Source organism: Chryseobacterium indoltheticum, from assembly GCF_003815915.1.
GTDB lineage: Bacteria > Bacteroidota > Bacteroidia > Flavobacteriales > Weeksellaceae > Chryseobacterium > Chryseobacterium indoltheticum.
In genome coordinates this window covers 1221794-1241766 of sequence record NZ_CP033929.1, presented here as the reverse complement: position 1 = coordinate 1241766, position 19973 = coordinate 1221794, and the positions used below count along the sequence as shown (strand labels likewise).

Genomic DNA, 19973 nt, shown 5'->3' with positions numbered 1-19973 from the left:
TTTTATTATTAACCTTGTCAAGGTTTCGAACCTTGACAAGGTTAATAAAACAGCTCAAAGAAACAGTACTTAAAAAAACACAATGGATATAAGAATTACCCCCATAGAAGCAGATTGCTTTTATCACATTTATAATCGCGGAATTAATGGTGAAGCAATATTCAAAACAGCGAGAAATTATCATTTTTTCATAAATAAAATTAAAAATAATCTCTTGAGTGTTTGTGATGTTTATGCATATTGCTTAATGCCAAATCATTTTCATCTCTTAGTCAAAATTAAGAGTGATAAATATTTAAATGAAATTACTTCCCATTTAGATAAAAATATAGAAAAAGGTTTACATGCTTCTCAAAATATATTTTCTAAGCAATTTTCAAAAGTTTTTAATTCTTATTCGCAAGCATTCAATAAAGAAAATAATCGACACGGTGCATTAATAGAGTCACCATTCAAAAGGAAGTTAATTACTTCTGAAGAGTATCTTAGAAAATGTGTAATCTACATTCATCAAAATCCTGGTTCAGAAGACTTTAAAAATTATAAACATTCTTCTTACAAAACTATTCTCAGCAATTTTAAAACTTTATTAAAAAGAAATGAAGTACTTGAAATGTTTGAGGATAAAGAAAATTTTATCATGTGTCATAAAATACAAATAGATTACCAATTTTAAGTTTTACGAAAATGCTCTTCTGTGACCTTGACAAGGTTCAGTCTTTCAATAAGAAAATCTACAATTCAAACTCTGGATTTTTAAATTTCCGTAAGCCGGCAAAAAATTATCTAACCTTGACAAGGTTGAGCACACAACCATCAATTTATAAATTACTGCCAAAGTGTCTGTTTAAATATTTCTCATCAAATTCAAAATAAAATCCGGACGGAGAGATGATATAGCGATGATACAGAAACTGTATAGAAGAAAATCATGTCAGAATGTCAAATTTCTTCCATTGTTTAATTTTAAGTTCGGCTAAAGACTAATTAAAATCTCTTTAAGCTTTGTCAAAGATGTTCAACTTTGGCAAAGTAAATAAAACTAAATCTGCGTAAAAAGTCTCAGATTTTGCATTTCCGTAAGCCGACAAAAAATTGTAAATTTGCATGCAAATAAATCCTAATATATGAGTAAAAGTATTGAAGAGCTGAAATCTCTTACAACACAAATCAGAAGAGACATTTTAAGAATGGTTCACGCTGTAAATTCAGGGCACCCGGGTGGAAGTTTGGGCTGTACTGAGTACTTCACAGCATTGTATGGTAAAGTAATGAACTATAATCTTCCTTTCACAATGGAAGGTAAAAATGAAGATCACTTCTATCTTTCAAACGGACATATTTCGCCGGTTTTCTATTCTACTTTGGCTAGATTTGGCTTCTTCCCGATTGACGAATTGAGAACTTTCAGAAAATTAGACTCAAGATTGCAGGGTCACCCAACCACTCACGAAGGTTTGGAAGGGGTAAGAATTGCTTCAGGATCTTTGGGACAAGGGCTTTCTGTAGCTTTAGGTGTTGCACAGGGGAAAAAATTAGACGGTGATAACTCTTTAGTTTACTCACTTCACGGAGACGGAGAATTGCAGGAAGGGCAAATCTGGGAAGCATTGATGTATGCTGCAGCAAACAAAGTAGACAACATCATTTCTACAATTGATTACAACGGACAGCAAATTGACGGAAGCACAGAAAATGTACTTTCATTAGGAAATCTTCATGCAAAACTAGAATCTTTCGGATGGACAGTTTTGGAAGAGAAAAAAGGTAACGACCTTGAAGCGGTAATCGGAATTCTTGAAAGAGCAAAAACGGAAACCGGAAAAGGAAAACCAGTGGTAATTATTCTTCATACAGAAATGGGTAATGGGGTTGATTTCATGATGGGAACTCACGCTTGGCATGGTAAAGCTCCTAATGATGATCAATTGGATACTGCATTCAAACAATTGTACCTGGAAGCTCCAGCTGACTATTAATTATCAATGATAAATTATCATTGATAAATGATACGATTCAATATCGTTGATCACACATCATTTATCAATTATCAAAATTTAAAATTCTCATGAAATATACATATACAGAAAAAAAAGATACACGTTCAGGTTTTGGGGCTGGTTTAGCTGAATTGGCTGATAAAAACCCAAATGTTGTTGCATTATGCGCAGACCTTATCGGTTCTTTGAAAATGGAAAAATTCATCGAAAAAGCTCCTGAAAGATTTTACCAAGTTGGTATTGCAGAAGCAAATATGATGGGTCTTGCCGCAGGTTTAAGCATCACAGGGAAAATTCCTTTTACCGGAACTTTTGCCAACTTCTCTACGTCAAGAGTGTATGACCAGATTCGTCAGTCTATTGCGTATTCTGATAAAAATGTAAAAATTTGTGCTTCTCACGCAGGTCTTACTTTAGGAGAAGACGGAGCAACGCATCAGGTTTTGGAAGACATCGGTATGATGAAAATGCTTCCAGGCATGACGGTAATTAATCCTTGTGATTATAACCAGACGAAAGCTGCAACATTGGCAATTGCTGATCATCAAGGTCCGGTATATTTGAGATTCGGTAGACCAACCGTTCCTGTTTTCATTCCGGAAGATATGCCTTTCGAAATCGGAAAAGGTATTCTTTTGCAAGAAGGAACTGACGTAACGATTGTTGCAACAGGTCACTTGGTTTGGGAGTCTTTGGTTGCTGCTGACGAGCTTGAAAAAGAAGGTATTTCTTGTGAGGTAATCAACATTCACACAATTAAACCTTTAGACGAAGAAATTATCTTAAAATCGGTTGAAAAAACAGGTAAAATTGTAACTGCTGAAGAGCACAACTACTTAGGTGGCTTGGGTGAATCAATTGCGGGAATGCTAGCAAGAAGAAGACCTACAAGACAGGAATTCGTTGCGGTTAATGATACTTTCGGAGAATCTGCTACACCAGCTGAATTAATGAAAAAATATAAAATTGACGCTGCCGCTGTAAAAGAAGCGGTGAAAAGAATTTTAGCATAATAATATTTCATTTGAAATAAAGAAAAGCATCCAAATTTTGGATGCTTTTTTTGTAGAAAGTTTGAACCATTAAGGTAAATTAAGATTTAAGGTTAGTTAAATTTAATCATTCTGATTTTTAAGTTCACATGAACTCTAAATCCCAAGCGATCTTAATATTCTAAGCTCCTTGAATTAATTCTTAATGGTTAAATAAACTATATTTTAAATTCAGTTATCTGAAAAATTTCCACTTTGGGATAATTGCCAACATTCCAAAACCTGTAAAAAGAAAAAGATTGGTAACGTCTGTGTATAAGAAAGTAGACAGATAATAATTATGCATCAGAAAATGAAAAACCAATAATACAGGAAAAGCGAACATTCCAATTTTTCTGTAAAAAAACATCAGAACCAAACTTAGCACCATTAAAGCATCAATTGTGAAAATCACATAGAAATACCATCTCGGTATATTGAGGAATTCGTGCTGAAGAAACTCATCAACATCTATTCCCAAGCCCATGATCGTAAACAAAAGCAGAGAAGCCAGAGCCAAAATAAAACCCCACCCTTTCTTCGGATCTACATCAAAATAGCTGTATTCTTTATATTCCTTTTCCATACTGCAAAAATAAAGAACTTATGAATGATTTCATAAGTTCTTTGGTATTTATATCGTCTAAAATTCGATTAAATTGAGATTGCGTTGATCAATCTGTTTTTATCGCTTAAGAATTCTTCCATAGAGATCATAGATTCAGTTCTCATTACGTCCTGAATGTCGTCAATCTGATAGATGATTCTTTTTGCGTCGTTTGTATTTTTAGCTCTTACCTTGCAGAAAATGTTGTATTTTCCTGAGATAACACTCGCTTCTATAACGTTTGGAATTGTTCCCAACTCTTTCAAAACCTCTTGCGTACGGTTTGATTTTGTTAAAAGAATTCCGATAAAAGCTGTAAAATGGTAATCTAGTTTACCATAATCAAGATTAAGAGATGATCCTAAAATAATACCTGCATCTTCCATTTTCTTCACTCTTACGTGAATTGTACCCGCAGAAACATCCATCTGCTTAGCAATTTCTGTAAAAGGCATTCTTGTGTTTTCTACTAAGAAGTCAAGAATTTTCTTGTCTATTTCGTCCAGTTGATAGTTCATATTAGTGAAATTATATTTTTCCTAAAAAATCGATAAATTTTTTTACAAAATTAAAAAAAATAATTAAACTAAAAAAATATTATCAAACATTAACAATAATTAACATGTATGATAAAAATCATTAAAAATTTAAGGCTTTTTGCCGTCTGATTTTACAGAATCTGTTTTTATTTCAGTTTTGACAGTGACTGACTTTTTGTCTTTTTTCTTCTTTTTAAAGAAAGAATTGAAGCTTTTACTCCATACGATACCACCACCATACGCCTGATTTGCAGAACCATTAGTACCTACAGTTCCTACGCCCATTCCGATGTTGGTTGGCTTAGAATAACCTCTCAAGACCAATGTACCGTCGTTTTTCTTAGAAATATCATATTCTACCGATCCTTCACCAGACAGATAATTGTTACTTGTGTTTTCAGTTCTTGAAAGTGGAATTCCCAAACCTGTTTTTACCGTAACTCGGGGTGAAAGATCAAAACTAACACCCGCATTAGCACGGTCTCCACTGTTTGAAAACTGGTCGTTTCCTTTTACATAATTCAAATCTATTTGAAATTCATTACTTACCGTATTCAAAACAGAACCAAGTTGTTTCAAAAGCATATTGTAACCTGAAGATTCTGCAACACCTACCGCATCGATATCAAACCCTCCTCCGGAATTGGAAACATTAAACATATTAAGCAGCAAAATAGAACCAAACTGTAAAACATTTTCACCTTCCGTCTGATTAATTTTTGCGGCCAAAGTTTCTTTCACCTGGCTGGAAACATCCAAAGCTGTCACATTCAATGCAATTTTCGGGTCATTTAAAGTATTGGTAATATTGGCTTGCAGCAAAACACTTATCGGCTGTAATTGCCCCATATTTAGGTATTGCCCGGCATTGGAAACCATCCTTACATAGTTGGCAGAGATATCCAAAGCAGGTTTCATCGCATCGCCATCCCATCTGATGCTGCTGTTTTTTTGGATCTGGAAAGTTCTGTTAAGGATTGCTTTAGATACAAAAGTTCCGCTGTCAACCATATAAGATCCGTTCATGGCAATACTTCCTTTTCTGTTCATTTGGAATCTCAAATCATCAGCAACTCCTTTCACCGTAATATTTCCCACGTCATCACCTACCAAAACATTTACCGTTGTACCTTTATCAACATCCAAACTAAAATCGATATTCATATTGGCTCCCGTTCTCTTCTTTTCTTCTAACGTAACCAAGCCATCTTTTCCTTCTTTCAAGAACCTCAGCATTTTAAATTCTTCAACATTGGAAGTTGAACTCGAATTGAAAGTAAATGTACTTCCATTCAATGCTTTCATATTGGGAGTGGAAAGATTTAAAGCAGAAACAGGTCCGTCAACATACAGATCACCTTGTCCGTAAACTCTTCCCCAAAACAGATCATACTCTTTCTGAGTGGTATTCAGCATCAATAGATTGTCTGCTCTCATTACGAGGTTGACCCCCATTGAAGATAAAGTTTCAAACTGTATAGCTCCGGAAATAGTTCCCTGAGAGTTTGATCTTCCATCATGAACACCAATATTGTTTAAAATTGCCAAACCTTTAGAAAGCGGAATCACGGTATCGTCAAAAGAATAATCTACACCTGTAAATAATAATTTTAAGCCGAATTCCTTTAAGGCAATATCACCGCTGTAATCAAGATTTTTCAGTGTTCCATTGATCTTCAGATCTCCGGTCGCTTTCCCTCTCAAATTACCAAAAATTGTTTGCACAAACTGCTGTGTAAATGCGAGATCAAAATCTCTGAGCTCAGTGACCAAATCAATTGTTGGCGACGGTGTATTGTTATTTACAGTTCCTGTAAGATGTAGATTATTATTGCCAATTACTCCTGCCGAAGTCACTTTTACGTCAACATCATATACATTGAGAGAAAATCCGTTGACTGCAGAAATCGTAAGATCGCCCATATCATTACCATTCATCATGATGTTATCAACAGTAAGATCTACCAATGGCTGCAACGTGCTTTTATCCATCTTGATTTTCACATTACCATTGGCTAAACCTTTAATATCCATCGGATTTCCACCCGATTGCATTTCTAAAAGTTTTTCAACAGCAAAATTCTGAACTTCAGCATCCACATAAAAATCTTTTGCAGATTTAAATATAGATTCGTTGATGAGTAATGAACTATCATCTGAGTAAATTTTTAAATTATGAATTTCAAAATCAGATGTTTTTCTGCGGTAACTTATATAATGATCAAGCTCCGGACTGGTGTCTATCGACCATTTCACATTATTTAAATTAATTTCAGTAGGTTCAAACCTGAAAACATAATCTCCCTCGGGATTGGTAGACTGATTAAAATTAACTGCATAATCTTTCAGAGTATTATTCAATTCATCATCCGGATTTCCATGTTTGAAATTGGTAGCAATCCTTAAAACTGAATTATTCTCATTTTTGCCCGTAAGTATGACGTCTTTAAGAATATTTTTATTGTATTCTAGTCTGCTTATTTTTGCGTAAAGTTGCTGTTCTGTATTGGCAGTATTAATTCTTACCATTACACTGTCGACCATTGCACTGTCTCGTGTAACCGCTACTCTGTCATCAATTTTATAATCAGGGTTCGCTTCTGCCAAAGCACGGTCTGCTTCGGTGATCTCCTCCTTTTTTGTCATGATATATTTCAGAGAAGCTGCATCCAGATTTAAGATCAGATTATTTGAATTACCATCATATTCTCCTTCCACCTTTGCACCTTGAGGAAGTTTCAGATCAGGTAGAAAATAAGCAACCAAACCCTGTTCAACATCAAAATTCATGGCGAAAGTTTGTCCACGATATAATTTTCTAGGCTCAGGACCAACCAAAATTTTCCCTAAACCATTTTCAACCATTCCTGCTAAATCGGCAAGATTATATTTCCCTGAAATTTTCCCGTTTACTGCGCCTGGTGCGTCCACTAAAATTGAACGATTTCCACCTTCCACAAAAGTTTTCAGCTTAGCATTCGGAATATGATATTTTTGATCCGCTGTTGCAAAATTTACATCAAAAGCTTCTACATCCAAATTCAGATCATTCAGCGTAGACATTGCCATTTTACCATTTACTCTACCACTTACAACCTGGCTTCCAGCCTTGTCGGTAAAATAATTCATATTTAAATAGGCAACATCAGCATCTACGTTTGCAGAAATTCTTGAGGTGCTAAAATCTATTAAACCTTTTACCGTTGCTTTTGCCTGCTCGTCATTTACAGTAATCAATCCGTTGTATTTTTTATGATCTAAAAGACCATCCAAAACCACATTATTGATCTCTTTATTCATGATTTCAATACTTGAGATCTGAGATTTTGTGCTCAATCGCATCGTGTTGACATCAAAACTTTGTCCGTCTAAATTAAATTTACCCGAAATCAAACCAACTGCTTTACTTTTGGTAATTATGGAAGTATTTAAGTCATTAACTTCGGCATAACCTTTATATTTAGGCAACGCTGTACTGTAATCCGTTAAAGAGAAATTAGAGATTTTCGCCTGCCCAATTCCTGTCATCAGATTACCTGCAGAAACATAAACCTGTTTTGGAGTTACTTTCGCTGTTCCGTTGTATTTTAATTTACCGAAATCATCAGCAAAATTTTTCATCTTTGAAGCAACGAAAGTCGGCATCATTGCTTTCAGGTCTTTATACGTAAAATCTGCTGAAAGATCATTGGTTTCAATCAAGAAATTACCGTTTAAAAGATTTTCAGCTTTCAGTTTTTTGGTCGCAATATTTACACTTGGGTTTCTGATCAAAAAGTTTTCCAGAGTGAAATTATTTAAAGGACCAGTCATTTTTCCGCTTGCATTAAACGGAATGAAATTATCCCAGTTGGTCACAAAATAAGAGATGTCATATCCGCTTACCTGGCTTCCCAGTTTCATATTCATTTCCCACTTTACTTTATTGGTAAAATCTGCCCAGGAACCTTTGTTTAAGTGAAATTTAATATCTCCCTGAAGAAGTGAATGATCGGTATTTAAAGTAAGATCTCCCAAAGAAAGAAAATCTTCGGTCATAGAAAAATCGGTAGAAAATGTTTCAACAAAGTGAGCTTTGCCCCATCTTTTGGTCGTAAAGGTGAAATTATCAATACGAGCATTGATGTTAGCTCCGTTTACTTTTACTTTTGGAGCGATCAGATTCACATTGGTTGCAGTTAACCATTTTCCTGGTTCTCCCGGAGAATTTTGATTAACAATCGAAACTTTAGAGTCTAAGATTTCAAGACGTGCATTGAGCTGAAAAGGTGGTTTTGTAGGATCTTTCTTTTTACCGCTATCAAAAAGTTGTGTAAAACGAATGAAGTTTGAAATACTGTCGCCTTTATAGGTTACTACTTTGATGTCTGCATCTTTAAGCGTCAAAGCATTAAAACTAAGAGAATTGTTTTTCCCGATATTGGTTGCCAAAGAGAACCAGTCTGAATTGGCTTTAAATTCTCTTGCCTTAATAAAGTCTAAGTTTTTATAATCCTTTATTCTTAAACCTTTAATCGTAACATCTCCAAAGAAATCTACCTCTACACTTTCGGTAGACATTTTAGCTTTAAAATCTCTATTGACAATCTGTAAAGCCTGATCTGCAGCCCATCTTTTGGTAACCGGCAAATTGATTGCGATAAAAACAATAACTACGATTGAAAGCAGAGTCCAGAAAAGAAAAAGCAATAACTTCGCCCACCAAGAATAGCTCACGACATCTTTCGCAGCCTGCTTACCAAACTCTTGTGCAGTGTCAATCGGATGATTTATAGCGTCTGAAGCCAGTTCAGAAGCCTCTTTCACAGTCTCCTGAACATTTTCTACGGTCTTTTGTACCTGATCTCCCAGGTTTTCAGCTACCGATTTTTTGTTCTCATTTTCGTTATTATTCTCTAACTTTGCCATTATTATGAGCGACTCTATAATTTTAGGTATCGAATCATCTTGCGATGACACTTCAGCAGCTATTATCAAAGGGAATTCTATTCTTTCAAACATTGCAGCCAATCAGGAAATCCACAAAGAATATGGTGGAGTTGTTCCGGAGCTGGCTTCTCGTGCTCATCAGCAGAATATCATTCCTGTTGTTGAAAAATCTATACTCAAAGCAAATATACAACAAAATGCAATTTCTGCCATAGGCTTTACGAGAGGTCCCGGACTTTTGGGCTCCCTGCTTGTAGGAACCTCTTTTGCTAAGTCGCTCGCTATGAGTTTGGATGTTCCTTTAATAGAGGTAAATCACCTTCAGGCGCATATTTTAGCGCATTTCATTGACGATGCAAATCCTGTGCCGCCAAAATTCCCGTTTTTGTGTCTTACCGTAAGTGGTGGACATACGATGATTGTCTTGGTAAAAGATTATTTCGATATGGAAATTATCGGGAAAACAATTGATGATGCTGCCGGTGAAGCTTTTGATAAAATCGGGAAAATTTTTGATCTTGATTATCCTGCAGGTCCAATCATCGATAGATTAGCCAAAGAAGGAAATCCGGATGCTTTCAAATTTAATAAGCCAAGACTTGAAAATTACGATTACTCTTTTAGTGGAATTAAAACCTCGGTTTTATATTTTATTCAGAAAGAAGTTAGGAAAAATCCTGATTTCATTAAAGAAAATATGAATGATCTTTGTGCTTCCGTACAAAAGTGTATCATTGAAATTTTGATGAATAAATTAGAGAAAGCAGCTAAAGATTTAAACATCAAAGAAGTTGCGATTGCAGGTGGCGTTTCTGCCAACTCAGCATTGAGAAAAGTGATGCAGGATAATCACGACAAATTGGGCTGGAATATTTATATCCCGAAATTTGAATATACCACCGATAACGCAGCAATGATTGCAATGGTAGCACAACTGAAATTTGAACGCGGTGAGTTTACAGATTTAAGAACTACAGCAACCTCGAAATACGATTTATAAAAGAAATTTTCTTTCACCGACCCTAAAGGGTAGAAAATTTGTTAAAATAACGACTTAAACAATAAACATCTACAGATGAAAATATTATTAGAAGAAAAAGTACTGGGAACGCAATCTAAAAAGAACTCAAAATATTATTGGGTTTTAGAGACCATTACCGGGAAAAATGAAGCGACAGAAAAATCTGAAGACGAGGATTATTTAATGGCGAGTTCAGAAATTGGATATATTCAGAATGTAAAGGAAGAGATTATAGAGAAAATAAATTCAGAGAATGTTTTCAGCTTTCCTTTCGAGCCAAAAGAAGGAGATTATTTATCGATCAAAAATAATTTAAGAAAAAACGAATATTTGAATTTGATTTTCATGAATAACGTTTGGATTGAGGAAATCTATATGTGTTCTTACAGAGATTGCGATGGTGATATTTATACCACAATAAAAACCGGAGTGGCATTTATTAGTGAAAATGAGATCTTTTTTTAATAGCAAATTAACTTAATCAAAATCAGACAGATTCTAAATATTCCATTTTATGAAACTTTTTTTTGGCGAAATCAATAACGGAAAAGCAATCATTAACGATGAAGAGCAGCAGCACATCGTAAAAGTTCTTCGCATGAAAGATGGCGAAGAAATTCATGTAACTGACGGAAAGGGAAATCTTGCTTCCGGAGCATTAATTATTGAAGGAAAAAAAGCCGGAATTGAGGTTGCTGAAATTAAAACCAAAATATCTGATTTCAGTCCAAAACTTCATATTGCCATTGCGCCGACTAAAAATATCGACCGTATCGAATTTTTTGTAGAAAAGGCTGTAGAAATGGGAATTTCTGAAGTTACAATTCTTCAAACCGAAAAAACTGAACGTAAAAATCTGAATATTGATAAAATCAGAAAACAGGCAATTGCGGCTTCAAAGCAAAGTTTAAGATTTCATTTTCCTGTTATAAATGGTTTAATTAAAATTCAGGATTTTCTAAAAAAAATAAATTCTGAAACTACTTTTGTCGCACATTGTAATGAAAAGTTAGAAAGAATAGTTTTAAATGAAATTCCACAACTAGAAAACTATACTTTTTTGATTGGCCCTGAAGGTGATTTTTCAGATAAGGAAATTATGTTTTTAGCCGAAAAAGGAATTAAAGCGGTTTCATTAGGAAATCAAAGATTGAGAACAGAAACAGCAGGAGTTTTTGTAGCTGCTTGGAATTATAATAAAATGATTAAATAGTTTTCTCTTTAAACCTTTTTATAGGCCAGGTAATTCCTATCTGAAGAGTATTGATCGGAAAATTTTCGGCTTTTAATAACCTAAAATTATATCCGACAGTCAGTTTTCCGCCACCGCCACCAAATCCAAAATATGGCATTACTCGTGGAATTACTTTTTCAAAATTAGTCTGGAATTGCACTTCTGCACCCAAAGCAATTCCTGCACTGGAACTTACTCCGATTTTAGGAGCCATAAAAAAATCATACCGATTATTAAATATAAAATCACTTCCCACATAATATACTTTTGCTGCACCGTGATTTCCGCCATACTCAATGATTTTAGCAAAAACAACTTCAATGATATGCATTTGCGATGCTCTGAATGTTTCAGTATTATCTTTTGCATCACCTGCATAATGATAACCCACCAATATTGCAGGAGTAACTGTAGTTTTTAATCTTCTGGGAGAGAGTGTATCAAACTTCAATTGAGGAAACATACAGCCATAGAAAAGGAAAAATAAAACAGAAAATAATCTTGTCATGATGATTTAAAATTTTAATAATAACTTTTAAAAGTTGAAATTATTATCCTTCAAATACTTATTAAAAACCTGCTCCCCGCTTCGCATAGAATTTACTGCCCAACGAATTTTCATTCTTAACAGCTTTTCTTCATTCAATTTGTAGTCAATATTAGATTTTATAAGCTTTTGCTTCAATTCATACATACAGATTGAGGCAGCAACAGAAACATTAAAACTTCTGGTAAAGCCATACATCGGAATTGCCAGAGTTTCATCTGCAAAATCTAAAATCTCCTGAGAAACACCTTCCATTTCGGTTCCGAAAACTAAAGCGATTGGTTCTGTAATTTCATATTCAGGTAAAAATTTTGCGTTTTTTTCCAGCGAAACTGCTACCATTTTATATCCTCTGTTTTTAATATTCTGAAAAGATTCCATATTTCTGGGAAGCCTTTCTACTTCAACCCATGTATCTGCTCCTTTTGTTACTTTTAAATTGGGCTCAAAGCTATGCTCTTCCTGCAAAGCAACCACTTTATGAAAACCACAAGCTTCAACAGAACGCACAATTGCAGCTGCGTTTCTGAACTGATAAATATCTTCAATCACCGGAAGTATAAAATCTGAACTTTCAGGAGCAAAATGTTCGATTTTTCTTAATCTTTCTTCGGTTAAAAATTGCTGTAAATACTCGTAAGTTTTCTCTAAATCTTTCATCTTCTTTCAAATCTTTGCAAATTAACGTAATTTTGAAATTCTGAACCTGAAAAGAAACTCAAAATCTTTAATTTAAACTAAAAAATGAAGCGAAAAGTCCTTCTTATTTATACCGGCGGAACGATTGGTATGGAAAAAGACTACGAAACAGGAAGTCTCCGTGCCTTTGATTTCGGAAATATTTTTGAGAAAATGCCCGAAATGAAGCTGATGGAATGCGAGGTATTCGTACATCCTTTTGCACAACCGCTCGACTCTTCCGATATGGGACCTGAAGAATGGAGAATGATCGCCAATTTAATATTCGACAATTATAAGAAATATGACGGCTTCCTCATTCTTCACGGGACAGATACGATGTCTTATACTGCTTCTGCATTGAGTTTTATGTTGAAAGGTTTGACAAAACCAGTTATTTTAACAGGTTCACAACTTCCCATTGGAGATCTGAGAACTGATGCAAAAGAAAATCTTCTGACGAGTTTATATTATGCAAGTCTTTATGAAGAAAACGAAGCCGTGATTCAGGAAGTTGCGATCTATTTTGAATATAAATTATTGAGAGGGAACCGTACTTTAAAGTATTCTGCGGAGTATTTTGATGCATATGCAAGTCCGAACTACCCTATTTTAGGACAATCTGGAGTTCATTTAAAGATTGATAAGGACAATCTTTTCCGTTGCGACGGTAGAATTGAATTTCATGTTGACGAACATATTTCTGAAGATGTTCTTTTCTGGAGAATTTTCCCGGGAATGAAGCTGAATCATTTTAAAGAGATTCCGAAAATGAAAGTGTTGATCTTACAGGTTTTTGGTTCGGGAACGATTTTCAGCAGTGAAAAGACCTTGGAAACTTTACAACAAATCAGAAGTAACGGAACCGAGATTGTCGTGGTAAGTCAGTGCATTTCAGGCGGAATATCATTTGGAAAATATGAAAACTCTAATATTTTCTCAAGAATCGGAGCGATCAGCGGAAGAGATATGACTGCAGAATCTGCAATTACCAAAGCAATGCACTTGATTGACAACCCAAATTATCGTGGAAGTTTTGCTGATAATTTCTCAAGAAATATCTGTGGAGAAATAAGCGAGTAATTTTAAATTAAGAATTTGCAGATTCAATAAAATAGCCTATTTTTGCAGTCTTCAAACATAGAGAGGTGTCCGAGTGGTTGAAGGAGCTACCCTGGAAAGGTAGTATGCGGGTAACTGTATCGAGGGTTCGAATCCCTTCCTCTCTGCAAAACAAAAACCAGATCAATCGATCTGGTTTTTTGCTTGAAATACAGTTTTAAAATGCATTTCGACAATATAATTAGTGTATGAATGTTAGTATTTGATATTTAATATCCTTAAAAAGTTCAAAACTGAAATATTCTTCTAAACATTAAATGATTAATCCTAAGATTCCCAAAGCTTGTGCGGTTTATTGATTAGCGATTTGGTTATTAGTTCTGCCCAGCATTCAAACAGTGGGAATCTTATTTAACGGATTAATTTTTATTTTTTTCACGTTACAGTTTTCTACATCTGACACTATTTTATTTTAGTACGAAATATTTAATTGAAGGGTCATTTCCTAGCCCCGATTTGAGCATTTGTCTGAGCTCATTTTTGTGATTTCGGGCGGCGGCGGCTTTGCCGCAGCCCGAAATCACAAAAATAGCGAGTGCGGAAAGCGGGATTAAGCTCCTAAAAAAAAATCAATTGCAAATCGTAAGAAAACTATGTCCTCTCATGTGAATTTTTATCATTGCTTCAGATTTTAACTCGCTGTAAATACTTTGATCAAAAGCCTGAACATCACTTAATTTTGCATCTATAAAATCTGCAATTCTCACCACCGAAAAATAAAAATTCCTGTACAGAGAGATATCTACAGTACTTCCGAAAAGGGGAAGAAAAGCCTTTAAAAACGGAAGTTTTTTCTGGTGTAAGTTATAATCCGGACAATACCCTGTTTTTTCTTTTGCCGTGATGATTTCGTAATGATTGATATAATCGAGAATCGTTTCATTTTCTTTCATCGAGATTTTTTGTTTCTGAAAATAATGATGTATCCTGTCTAAAATATGTTGGGCATATTCCATCATGGTAATGGTTTTCATTTCCGAAATATTGTTGATTCCAGTTTTGAAATTTTTAGCATTGGCATGATTTGTATTAAATGAAATTCCGAAATTATCATGATACGGAAAGAAGCAGTTTTTCACTTCAATCACGGCATCTGCCTGCAATCGGTCTTTCGAAAAGTTATAGCATAAATAGGGTTTATACATCTCTTTCAAATGAAGCAAAAAATCGGTCTCATTGGTATTTCGATTGTTTTCAAACCAGTTTTCAAGATTGCTATAATAATTATTTTCAAATTCTCTGAAACTTAAATAAAACGGAATTTCCATAACTCTTACTATTTTATACTACAAAGCTATAGGTGTAATGCGCCAAAACTTGACGTGTTTTATTTTTTGATAAAACATTTTTTAAATAGTTTAAAAAGAATCTTTTGATTGCTAAAAAGGATGAAACAAACCATCGGAAATACCCGAAAGTTTCTTGCAAGGGTGCAGAAGACTTTCGGAGAGTCCCGGAAACCACAAACAGGGGTGTTTTAAACTTTCGGAGAGTTCTGATAGTTATAAACAGGAGTGTTTTGCATCTTCGGGAAATTCCGATGGTTATCGACTACCCTGTTTTAAAATAAAAAGCCCGGCTCTGAAAACAGAACCGGACCTCATAATTGAAATAATGATATATATGAATAAAAAACTAACTTATTTCCAGCCGCCGCCTAAACCTTTATAAATGTCTACAACGGTGCTTAATTGTTTTTGCTTGGCTTCAATCAATTCCATTTTTGCATCTAAAGCGTCTCTTTGGTTTAAAAGAACTTCCAGATAATCGGCTCTTGAGTTTTTGAAAAGCTGATTGGCAATATCGATAGATTGGTCTAAAGCCTGCGTCTCCTGAGACTTCAATTGGTAATACTGATCGATATTTTTTACTTTCGACATCAGGTTTGAAATATCCAGATAGGCATTCAAAATAGTTTTGTCGTACTCATACAAAGCCTGAATCTGCTTTGCATCTGCTGTTTGGAAATTAGCTTTAATAGCACTTTTATTAATCAGTGGCCCCGCCAATTCTCCCACTAAACTTGTAGCGATCGACTCTGGTAATTTAACCAGATAAGAAGGTTTAAAGGCTTCCAAGCCTAGAGTTGCAGAAATTTCTAAGCTTGGATAAAACTCTTTTCTTGCGGCTTCAACATCTAGTTTTGCAGATTTTAATTCTAATTCAGCCTGTTTAATATCAGGACGGTTTGCTAATAATTGTGACGGAATTCCCGTATAAACCGTTTGCGGAATGGTAGACATAAAACTTTCCTTCGTTCTCACAATCGGCTGCGGATAACGACCGCAAAGTGCATTGATCTGGTTTTCCTTTTCGGTGATCTGCTGACGGATTGTATATTCTGTTGCTTTTGATTTTGCTAATTCTGCTTCAAACTTTTTCACCGCCAATTCTGTTGCCGCTGCTGCCTGTTTCTGGATTTTAGCAATTTCTAAAGCTCTAGTCTGCAATTTGATATACTGCTGAATAATATCCATCTGATTATCGAGCGCTAATAATTCGTAATAATTATCGGCAACTTCCTCGATCAGATTAGAAAGAACAAAATTCTTTCCTTCAACAGTTGAAAGATAATGCGCAACAGCAGCTTCTTTTTCCGTTCTGAGTTTTTTCCAGATGTCGATTTCCCAGTTGGCCATCAAACCTCCTTCGAAATTCCCAAGCGGATCGGGCATTTCTCTTCCGGGCTCTATTTCAGTGGATGCATCACCGGCACCTGTACTTGTGTAGCGACCTACTTTTTCAACTCCGGCTCCTAATCCTGCTCTAACTGTGGGTGAAAGTTTTCCTTTTTTAGCAACAACTCCGCTTTTTGCAATCTCAATTTCCTGAAGTGTGATCATCAACTCCTGATTGTTTTTCAAAGAAGTTTCGATTAAGCTTACCAAATTTGGATCTGTGAAAAACTGTCTCCACGGCGTAGTTCCACTATTGTTATTGACATCCTGTTGCTCATTTTGAGTAAAATTCTCAGGAATATTATTTTTTACTTCGTCCTGAATGACGGTCGCCATTGGCGCCTTACAACTTGCTAAAACAAGCGATAAGGCGATGGCTGCTATATATTTATTATAAATCTTCATGTTTATCATCGTGTTGATAAGGTTCTGTTTGTTCAGTTAACGGATTTTCTTCTTCATATTTTGCCAGTCGGGATTTGTCTGCAATAGTTCCGAAAATGTAATATAATCCCGGAATAATCATCAGTCCGAAAACAGTCCCGATAAGCATTCCTCCTGCTGCTGCCGTTCCTATCGTTCTGTTTCCGACAGCTCCCGGTCCGGTTGCCATTACCAAAGGAATTAACCCTGCAACAAATGCAAATGAAGTCATCAAAATGGGTCTGAAACGGATGGCAGCTCCTTCAATTGCCGCCTGTGCAACAGGAATTCCTTCTTCAGCTTTTTTCTGAACGGCAAATTCAATGATCAATACGGCATTTTTACCTAAAAGTCCGATCAACATAACCATTGCAACCTGTGCGTAGATGTTGTTTTCTAAACCTAAAAGTTTTAAACATAAAAATGCTCCGAAAATACCTGTCGGTAACGAAAGAATCACCGGTAAAGGAAGAATGAAGCTTTCATACTGCGCAGAAAGAATTAAATAAACAAATCCCAAACAGATCAAGAAGATGTACACTGCTTCGTTCCCACGACCAACTTCATCTTTTGAAATTCCCGCCCAGTCGATTCCGAAACCTCTTGGTAATGTTTTATCGGCTACTTCCTGAATGGCTTTAATTGCCTGTCCGGAACTGTAACCAGGCGCCGGAGTTCCGCTCACCTCAGAAGAGTTGTACATATTATGTCTTGTGATTTCTGAAAGACCATACACTTTTTCCAGATGCATAAAATCTGAATACGGAACCATTTGATCTTTATCGTTTTTCACATACAATTTCATCAAATCACTTGGTAAAGCACGATATTGCGGACCCGCCTGAACGATTACTTTATAAGGTCGGTCGAAACGGATGAAACTGGTTTCGTAGTTTGAACCGATTAATGTCGAAAGATTATCCATTGCTTTCTCGATGCTTACGCCTTTTTGTTCAGCTAAATCATTATCGATTTTAAGCATATATTGCGGGAAACTCGCAGAATAGAAGGTAAATGCAGAACCCAATTCAGGACGTTTCTTGAGTTCTTTCACAAAATCGGTACTTACCTGCTCCATCTTCTGATAATCACCGCTTCCGGCTTTATCCAAAAGTCTCAATTCAAATCCACCTGCAGCTCCATAACCAGGAATAGAAGGTGGTTGGAAGAATTCAATATTGGCTCCCGGAATATTTTTGGCTTTTTCTTCGAGCTTTTCAATAATCTCGGCGGCAGATTCTGAACGGTCTTCCCAACTTTTAAGGTTGATTAAACATGTTCCTGAATTTGAACCTGTTCCTTCGGTCAGAATTTCGTAACCAGCTAATGAAGAAACCGACTGTACTCCGTCAATATCTTCAGATTCTTTTAATAATTCTTTGGCAATCTGATTCGTTCTTTCTAATGTAGAACCCGGCGGCGTCTGGATAATTGCATAAATCATCCCCTGATCTTCTCCCGGAATAAACCCTGAAGGCAATGAGTTGCTCAAAAAGTAAGTACATGCGCAGAAGATCAATAACAAAGGAAGTGTAATGAACTTTTTAGTAACTGTTTTCTTCAGTAAGTTCTCATATTTTCCTGCTCCTTTTGTAAATACATTGTTGAATTTATCTAAAAGAATCGTGATCGGACCTTTCTTTTTCGCTTTTCCGTGGTTGTTTTTTAGAATTAAAGCACATAAAGCCGGAGTCAACGTCAACGCCACAACTCCCGAAAGAATAATTGATGACGCCATTGTAATCGAAAACTGACGGTAGAAAACCCCAACCGGACCCGACATAAATGCCACCGGAATAAACACCGCTGCCATTACTAAAGTGATTGCGATAATTGCTCCGCTGATTTCGTGCATTGCTTCTTCAGTCGCCTTTAATGCAGAAAGTCCTTTTTCCTCCATCTTGGCGTGAACGGCTTCAATTACTACAATCGCATCGTCGACGACGACCCCAATTGCCATTACCAAAGCGAAAAGTGAAATCATATTTAAAGTAATTCCAAATGCGGACATCACTGCAAAAGTTCCTACTAATGAAACCGGAACCGCAATCGCCGGAATAAGCGTCGAACGCCAATCTCCAAGGAATAAAAACACCACAATCGCCACCAAAATAAAGGCCTCAAATAAAGTATGAACTACCTTTTCAATCGAAGCATCCAGGAATCTGGAAACGTCATAACTGATGTCATAATGCATTCCTTTCGGGAAATTGGTTTTCTCAAGATCTGCCATCAATGTTTTTACATTTTTGATAACGTCACTTGCGTTTGATCCGTACGATTGTTTTACCGTAATTGCAGCAGAAGGTTTTCCGTTCAATGTAGAATAAATATCATACATTGAAGAACCAAATTCGATATCTGCAACATCTTTTAGTCTTACAAATTCGCCGGCAGATTTAGCTTTAAGAATAATATTTCCGTAATCTTTTTCATTATTAAAACGTCCGGAATATTTCAAAATATATTCAAAAGACTGAGAACGTTTACCTGAGCTTTCGCCTGTTTTGCCGGGAGAAGCCTCTAAACTTTGTTGGTTTAAAGCTTCCATTACTTCATCAGCCGAAATATTATAAGCTGTAAGTCTGTCGGGTTTCAGCCAAATACGCATTGCATATTCACGGGTTCCCAAAATATCGGCAAAACCTACTCCGCTTACCCTTCTCAATTCAGACATTACATTGATATCTGCATAGTTGAAAAGAAACTTTTGATCAGCTTTGGGATCGTCACTGTACAAGTTAATATACATCAACATATTCGGTTCTTCACGGGTAATCTTCACCCCTTCACGTACCACCAAAGGTGGAAGTTTATTAACTGCCGAAGAGACACGGTTTTGAACGTTTACTGCAGCAACATTCGGGTCTGTTCCCAAATCAAAAACCACCTGAATGGATGTTTCACCGTCATTTCCGGCATCTGAAGTCATGTATTTCATTCCCGGAACACCATTTAATGATCGCTCCAAAGGAATTACCACTGCCTTTACAAGTAATTCGTTATTGGCTCCCGGATAAGTTGCCGTAATATTTACTTTTGGCGGAGAAATCGCAGGAAACTGAGTAATCGGAAGTTTCATTAATGATAAAACTCCCATAAAAACGATAATCAAAGAGATTACGATCGACAGAACGGGTCTGCGGATGAATTTTTTAAACATA

The 19973-nt window shown here is 35.8% G+C and carries 15 protein-coding genes and 1 tRNA gene; 8 read left to right on the top strand and 8 right to left on the bottom strand.

Annotated features, from left to right (window positions below; translation table 11 throughout):
- Positions 1–82 precede the first annotated feature (82 nt).
- From EG358_RS05740 to EG358_RS05730, 3 genes are all read left to right on the top strand, one after another.
- Entirely contained in the window at positions 83–676 is a 594-nt protein-coding gene (locus tag EG358_RS05740) for a transposase (RefSeq protein ID WP_076562443.1), read from the top strand.
- 451 nt (positions 677–1127) lie between these two features.
- Positions 1128–1979 (top strand): transketolase, encoded by an 852-nt coding sequence (locus EG358_RS05735; protein WP_076562445.1) that lies wholly within the window; start codon positions 1128–1130, stop codon positions 1977–1979.
- A gap of 89 nt (positions 1980–2068) precedes the next feature.
- On the top strand, positions 2069–3013 hold the full coding sequence (locus EG358_RS05730; RefSeq protein WP_076562447.1) for a transketolase family protein: 945 nt from the start codon (positions 2069–2071) through the stop codon (positions 3011–3013).
- Positions 3014–3227: 214 nt separating this feature from the next.
- Here EG358_RS05730 and EG358_RS05725 read toward each other — a convergent pair whose 3' ends face one another.
- The 3 genes from EG358_RS05725 to EG358_RS05715 all read right to left on the bottom strand — a co-directional run bounded on the left by EG358_RS05725 (position 3228) and on the right by EG358_RS05715 (position 9085).
- A complete protein-coding gene (locus tag EG358_RS05725; protein WP_076562449.1) occupies positions 3228–3617 on the bottom strand; it encodes a hypothetical protein in 390 nt (129 codons plus the stop codon).
- Between the two features lie 68 nt (positions 3618–3685).
- A complete protein-coding gene (locus EG358_RS05720) occupies positions 3686–4156 on the bottom strand; it encodes an Lrp/AsnC family transcriptional regulator (RefSeq protein WP_066678756.1) in 471 nt (156 codons plus the stop codon).
- Between the two features lie 129 nt (positions 4157–4285).
- Positions 4286–9085, bottom strand: a complete 4800-nt coding sequence (locus EG358_RS05715) for a translocation/assembly module TamB domain-containing protein (protein WP_076562451.1) — start codon at positions 9083–9085, stop codon at positions 4286–4288.
- Positions 9086–9089: 4 nt separating this feature from the next.
- Here EG358_RS05715 and tsaD point away from each other — a divergent pair, with 4 nt between their 5' ends.
- The 3 genes from tsaD to EG358_RS05700 all read left to right on the top strand — a co-directional run bounded on the left by tsaD (position 9090) and on the right by EG358_RS05700 (position 11340).
- Positions 9090–10106 carry a tRNA (adenosine(37)-N6)-threonylcarbamoyltransferase complex transferase subunit TsaD gene (gene tsaD / locus EG358_RS05710; protein ID WP_076562453.1) on the top strand — a complete coding sequence of 339 codons (1017 nt, stop codon included), beginning with the start codon at positions 9090–9092 and terminating at the stop codon, positions 10104–10106.
- A gap of 75 nt (positions 10107–10181) precedes the next feature.
- Positions 10182–10592 (top strand): hypothetical protein, encoded by a 411-nt coding sequence (locus EG358_RS05705; protein WP_076562455.1) that lies wholly within the window; start codon positions 10182–10184, stop codon positions 10590–10592.
- A 49-nt stretch (positions 10593–10641) separates the two neighbouring features.
- Entirely contained in the window at positions 10642–11340 is a 699-nt protein-coding gene (locus EG358_RS05700; RefSeq protein ID WP_076562457.1) for an RsmE family RNA methyltransferase, read from the top strand.
- Here the strand turns inward: EG358_RS05700 and EG358_RS05695 are convergent.
- Together EG358_RS05695 and EG358_RS05690 are read right to left on the bottom strand one after the other, a co-directional pair.
- On the bottom strand, positions 11333–11869 hold the full coding sequence (locus EG358_RS05695; protein ID WP_076562459.1) for a hypothetical protein: 537 nt from the start codon (positions 11867–11869) through the stop codon (positions 11333–11335). The genes EG358_RS05700 and EG358_RS05695 overlap by 8 nt on opposite strands.
- Before the next feature lie 27 nt (positions 11870–11896).
- Positions 11897–12568, bottom strand: coding sequence for a TrmH family RNA methyltransferase (locus EG358_RS05690; RefSeq protein WP_076562461.1), 672 nt, complete (start codon positions 12566–12568; stop codon positions 11897–11899).
- 84 nt (positions 12569–12652) lie between these two features.
- On the opposite strand from EG358_RS05690, the gene EG358_RS05685 reads away from it, so the two are divergent.
- Positions 12653–13669: an asparaginase gene (locus EG358_RS05685; protein WP_076562463.1), complete on the top strand. Its 1017-nt coding sequence runs from the start codon at positions 12653–12655 to the stop codon at positions 13667–13669.
- 59 nt (positions 13670–13728) lie between these two features.
- A tRNA-Ser gene (locus tag EG358_RS05680) sits at positions 13729–13815 on the top strand.
- A 462-nt stretch (positions 13816–14277) separates the two neighbouring features.
- Here EG358_RS05680 and EG358_RS05675 read toward each other — a convergent pair.
- The 3 genes from EG358_RS05675 to EG358_RS05665 form a co-directional block, all read right to left on the bottom strand.
- Positions 14278–14976 carry a hypothetical protein gene (locus EG358_RS05675; protein WP_076562465.1) on the bottom strand — a complete coding sequence of 233 codons (699 nt, stop codon included), beginning with the start codon at positions 14974–14976 and terminating at the stop codon, positions 14278–14280.
- Positions 14977–15348: 372 nt separating this feature from the next.
- Entirely contained in the window at positions 15349–16791 is a 1443-nt protein-coding gene (locus EG358_RS05670) for a TolC family protein (protein WP_076562467.1), read from the bottom strand.
- Positions 16778–19972: an efflux RND transporter permease subunit gene (locus EG358_RS05665; RefSeq protein ID WP_076562469.1), complete on the bottom strand. Its 3195-nt coding sequence runs from the start codon at positions 19970–19972 to the stop codon at positions 16778–16780. The genes EG358_RS05670 and EG358_RS05665 overlap by 14 nt, the downstream gene beginning before the upstream one ends.
- Position 19973: the final 1 nt, after the last annotated feature.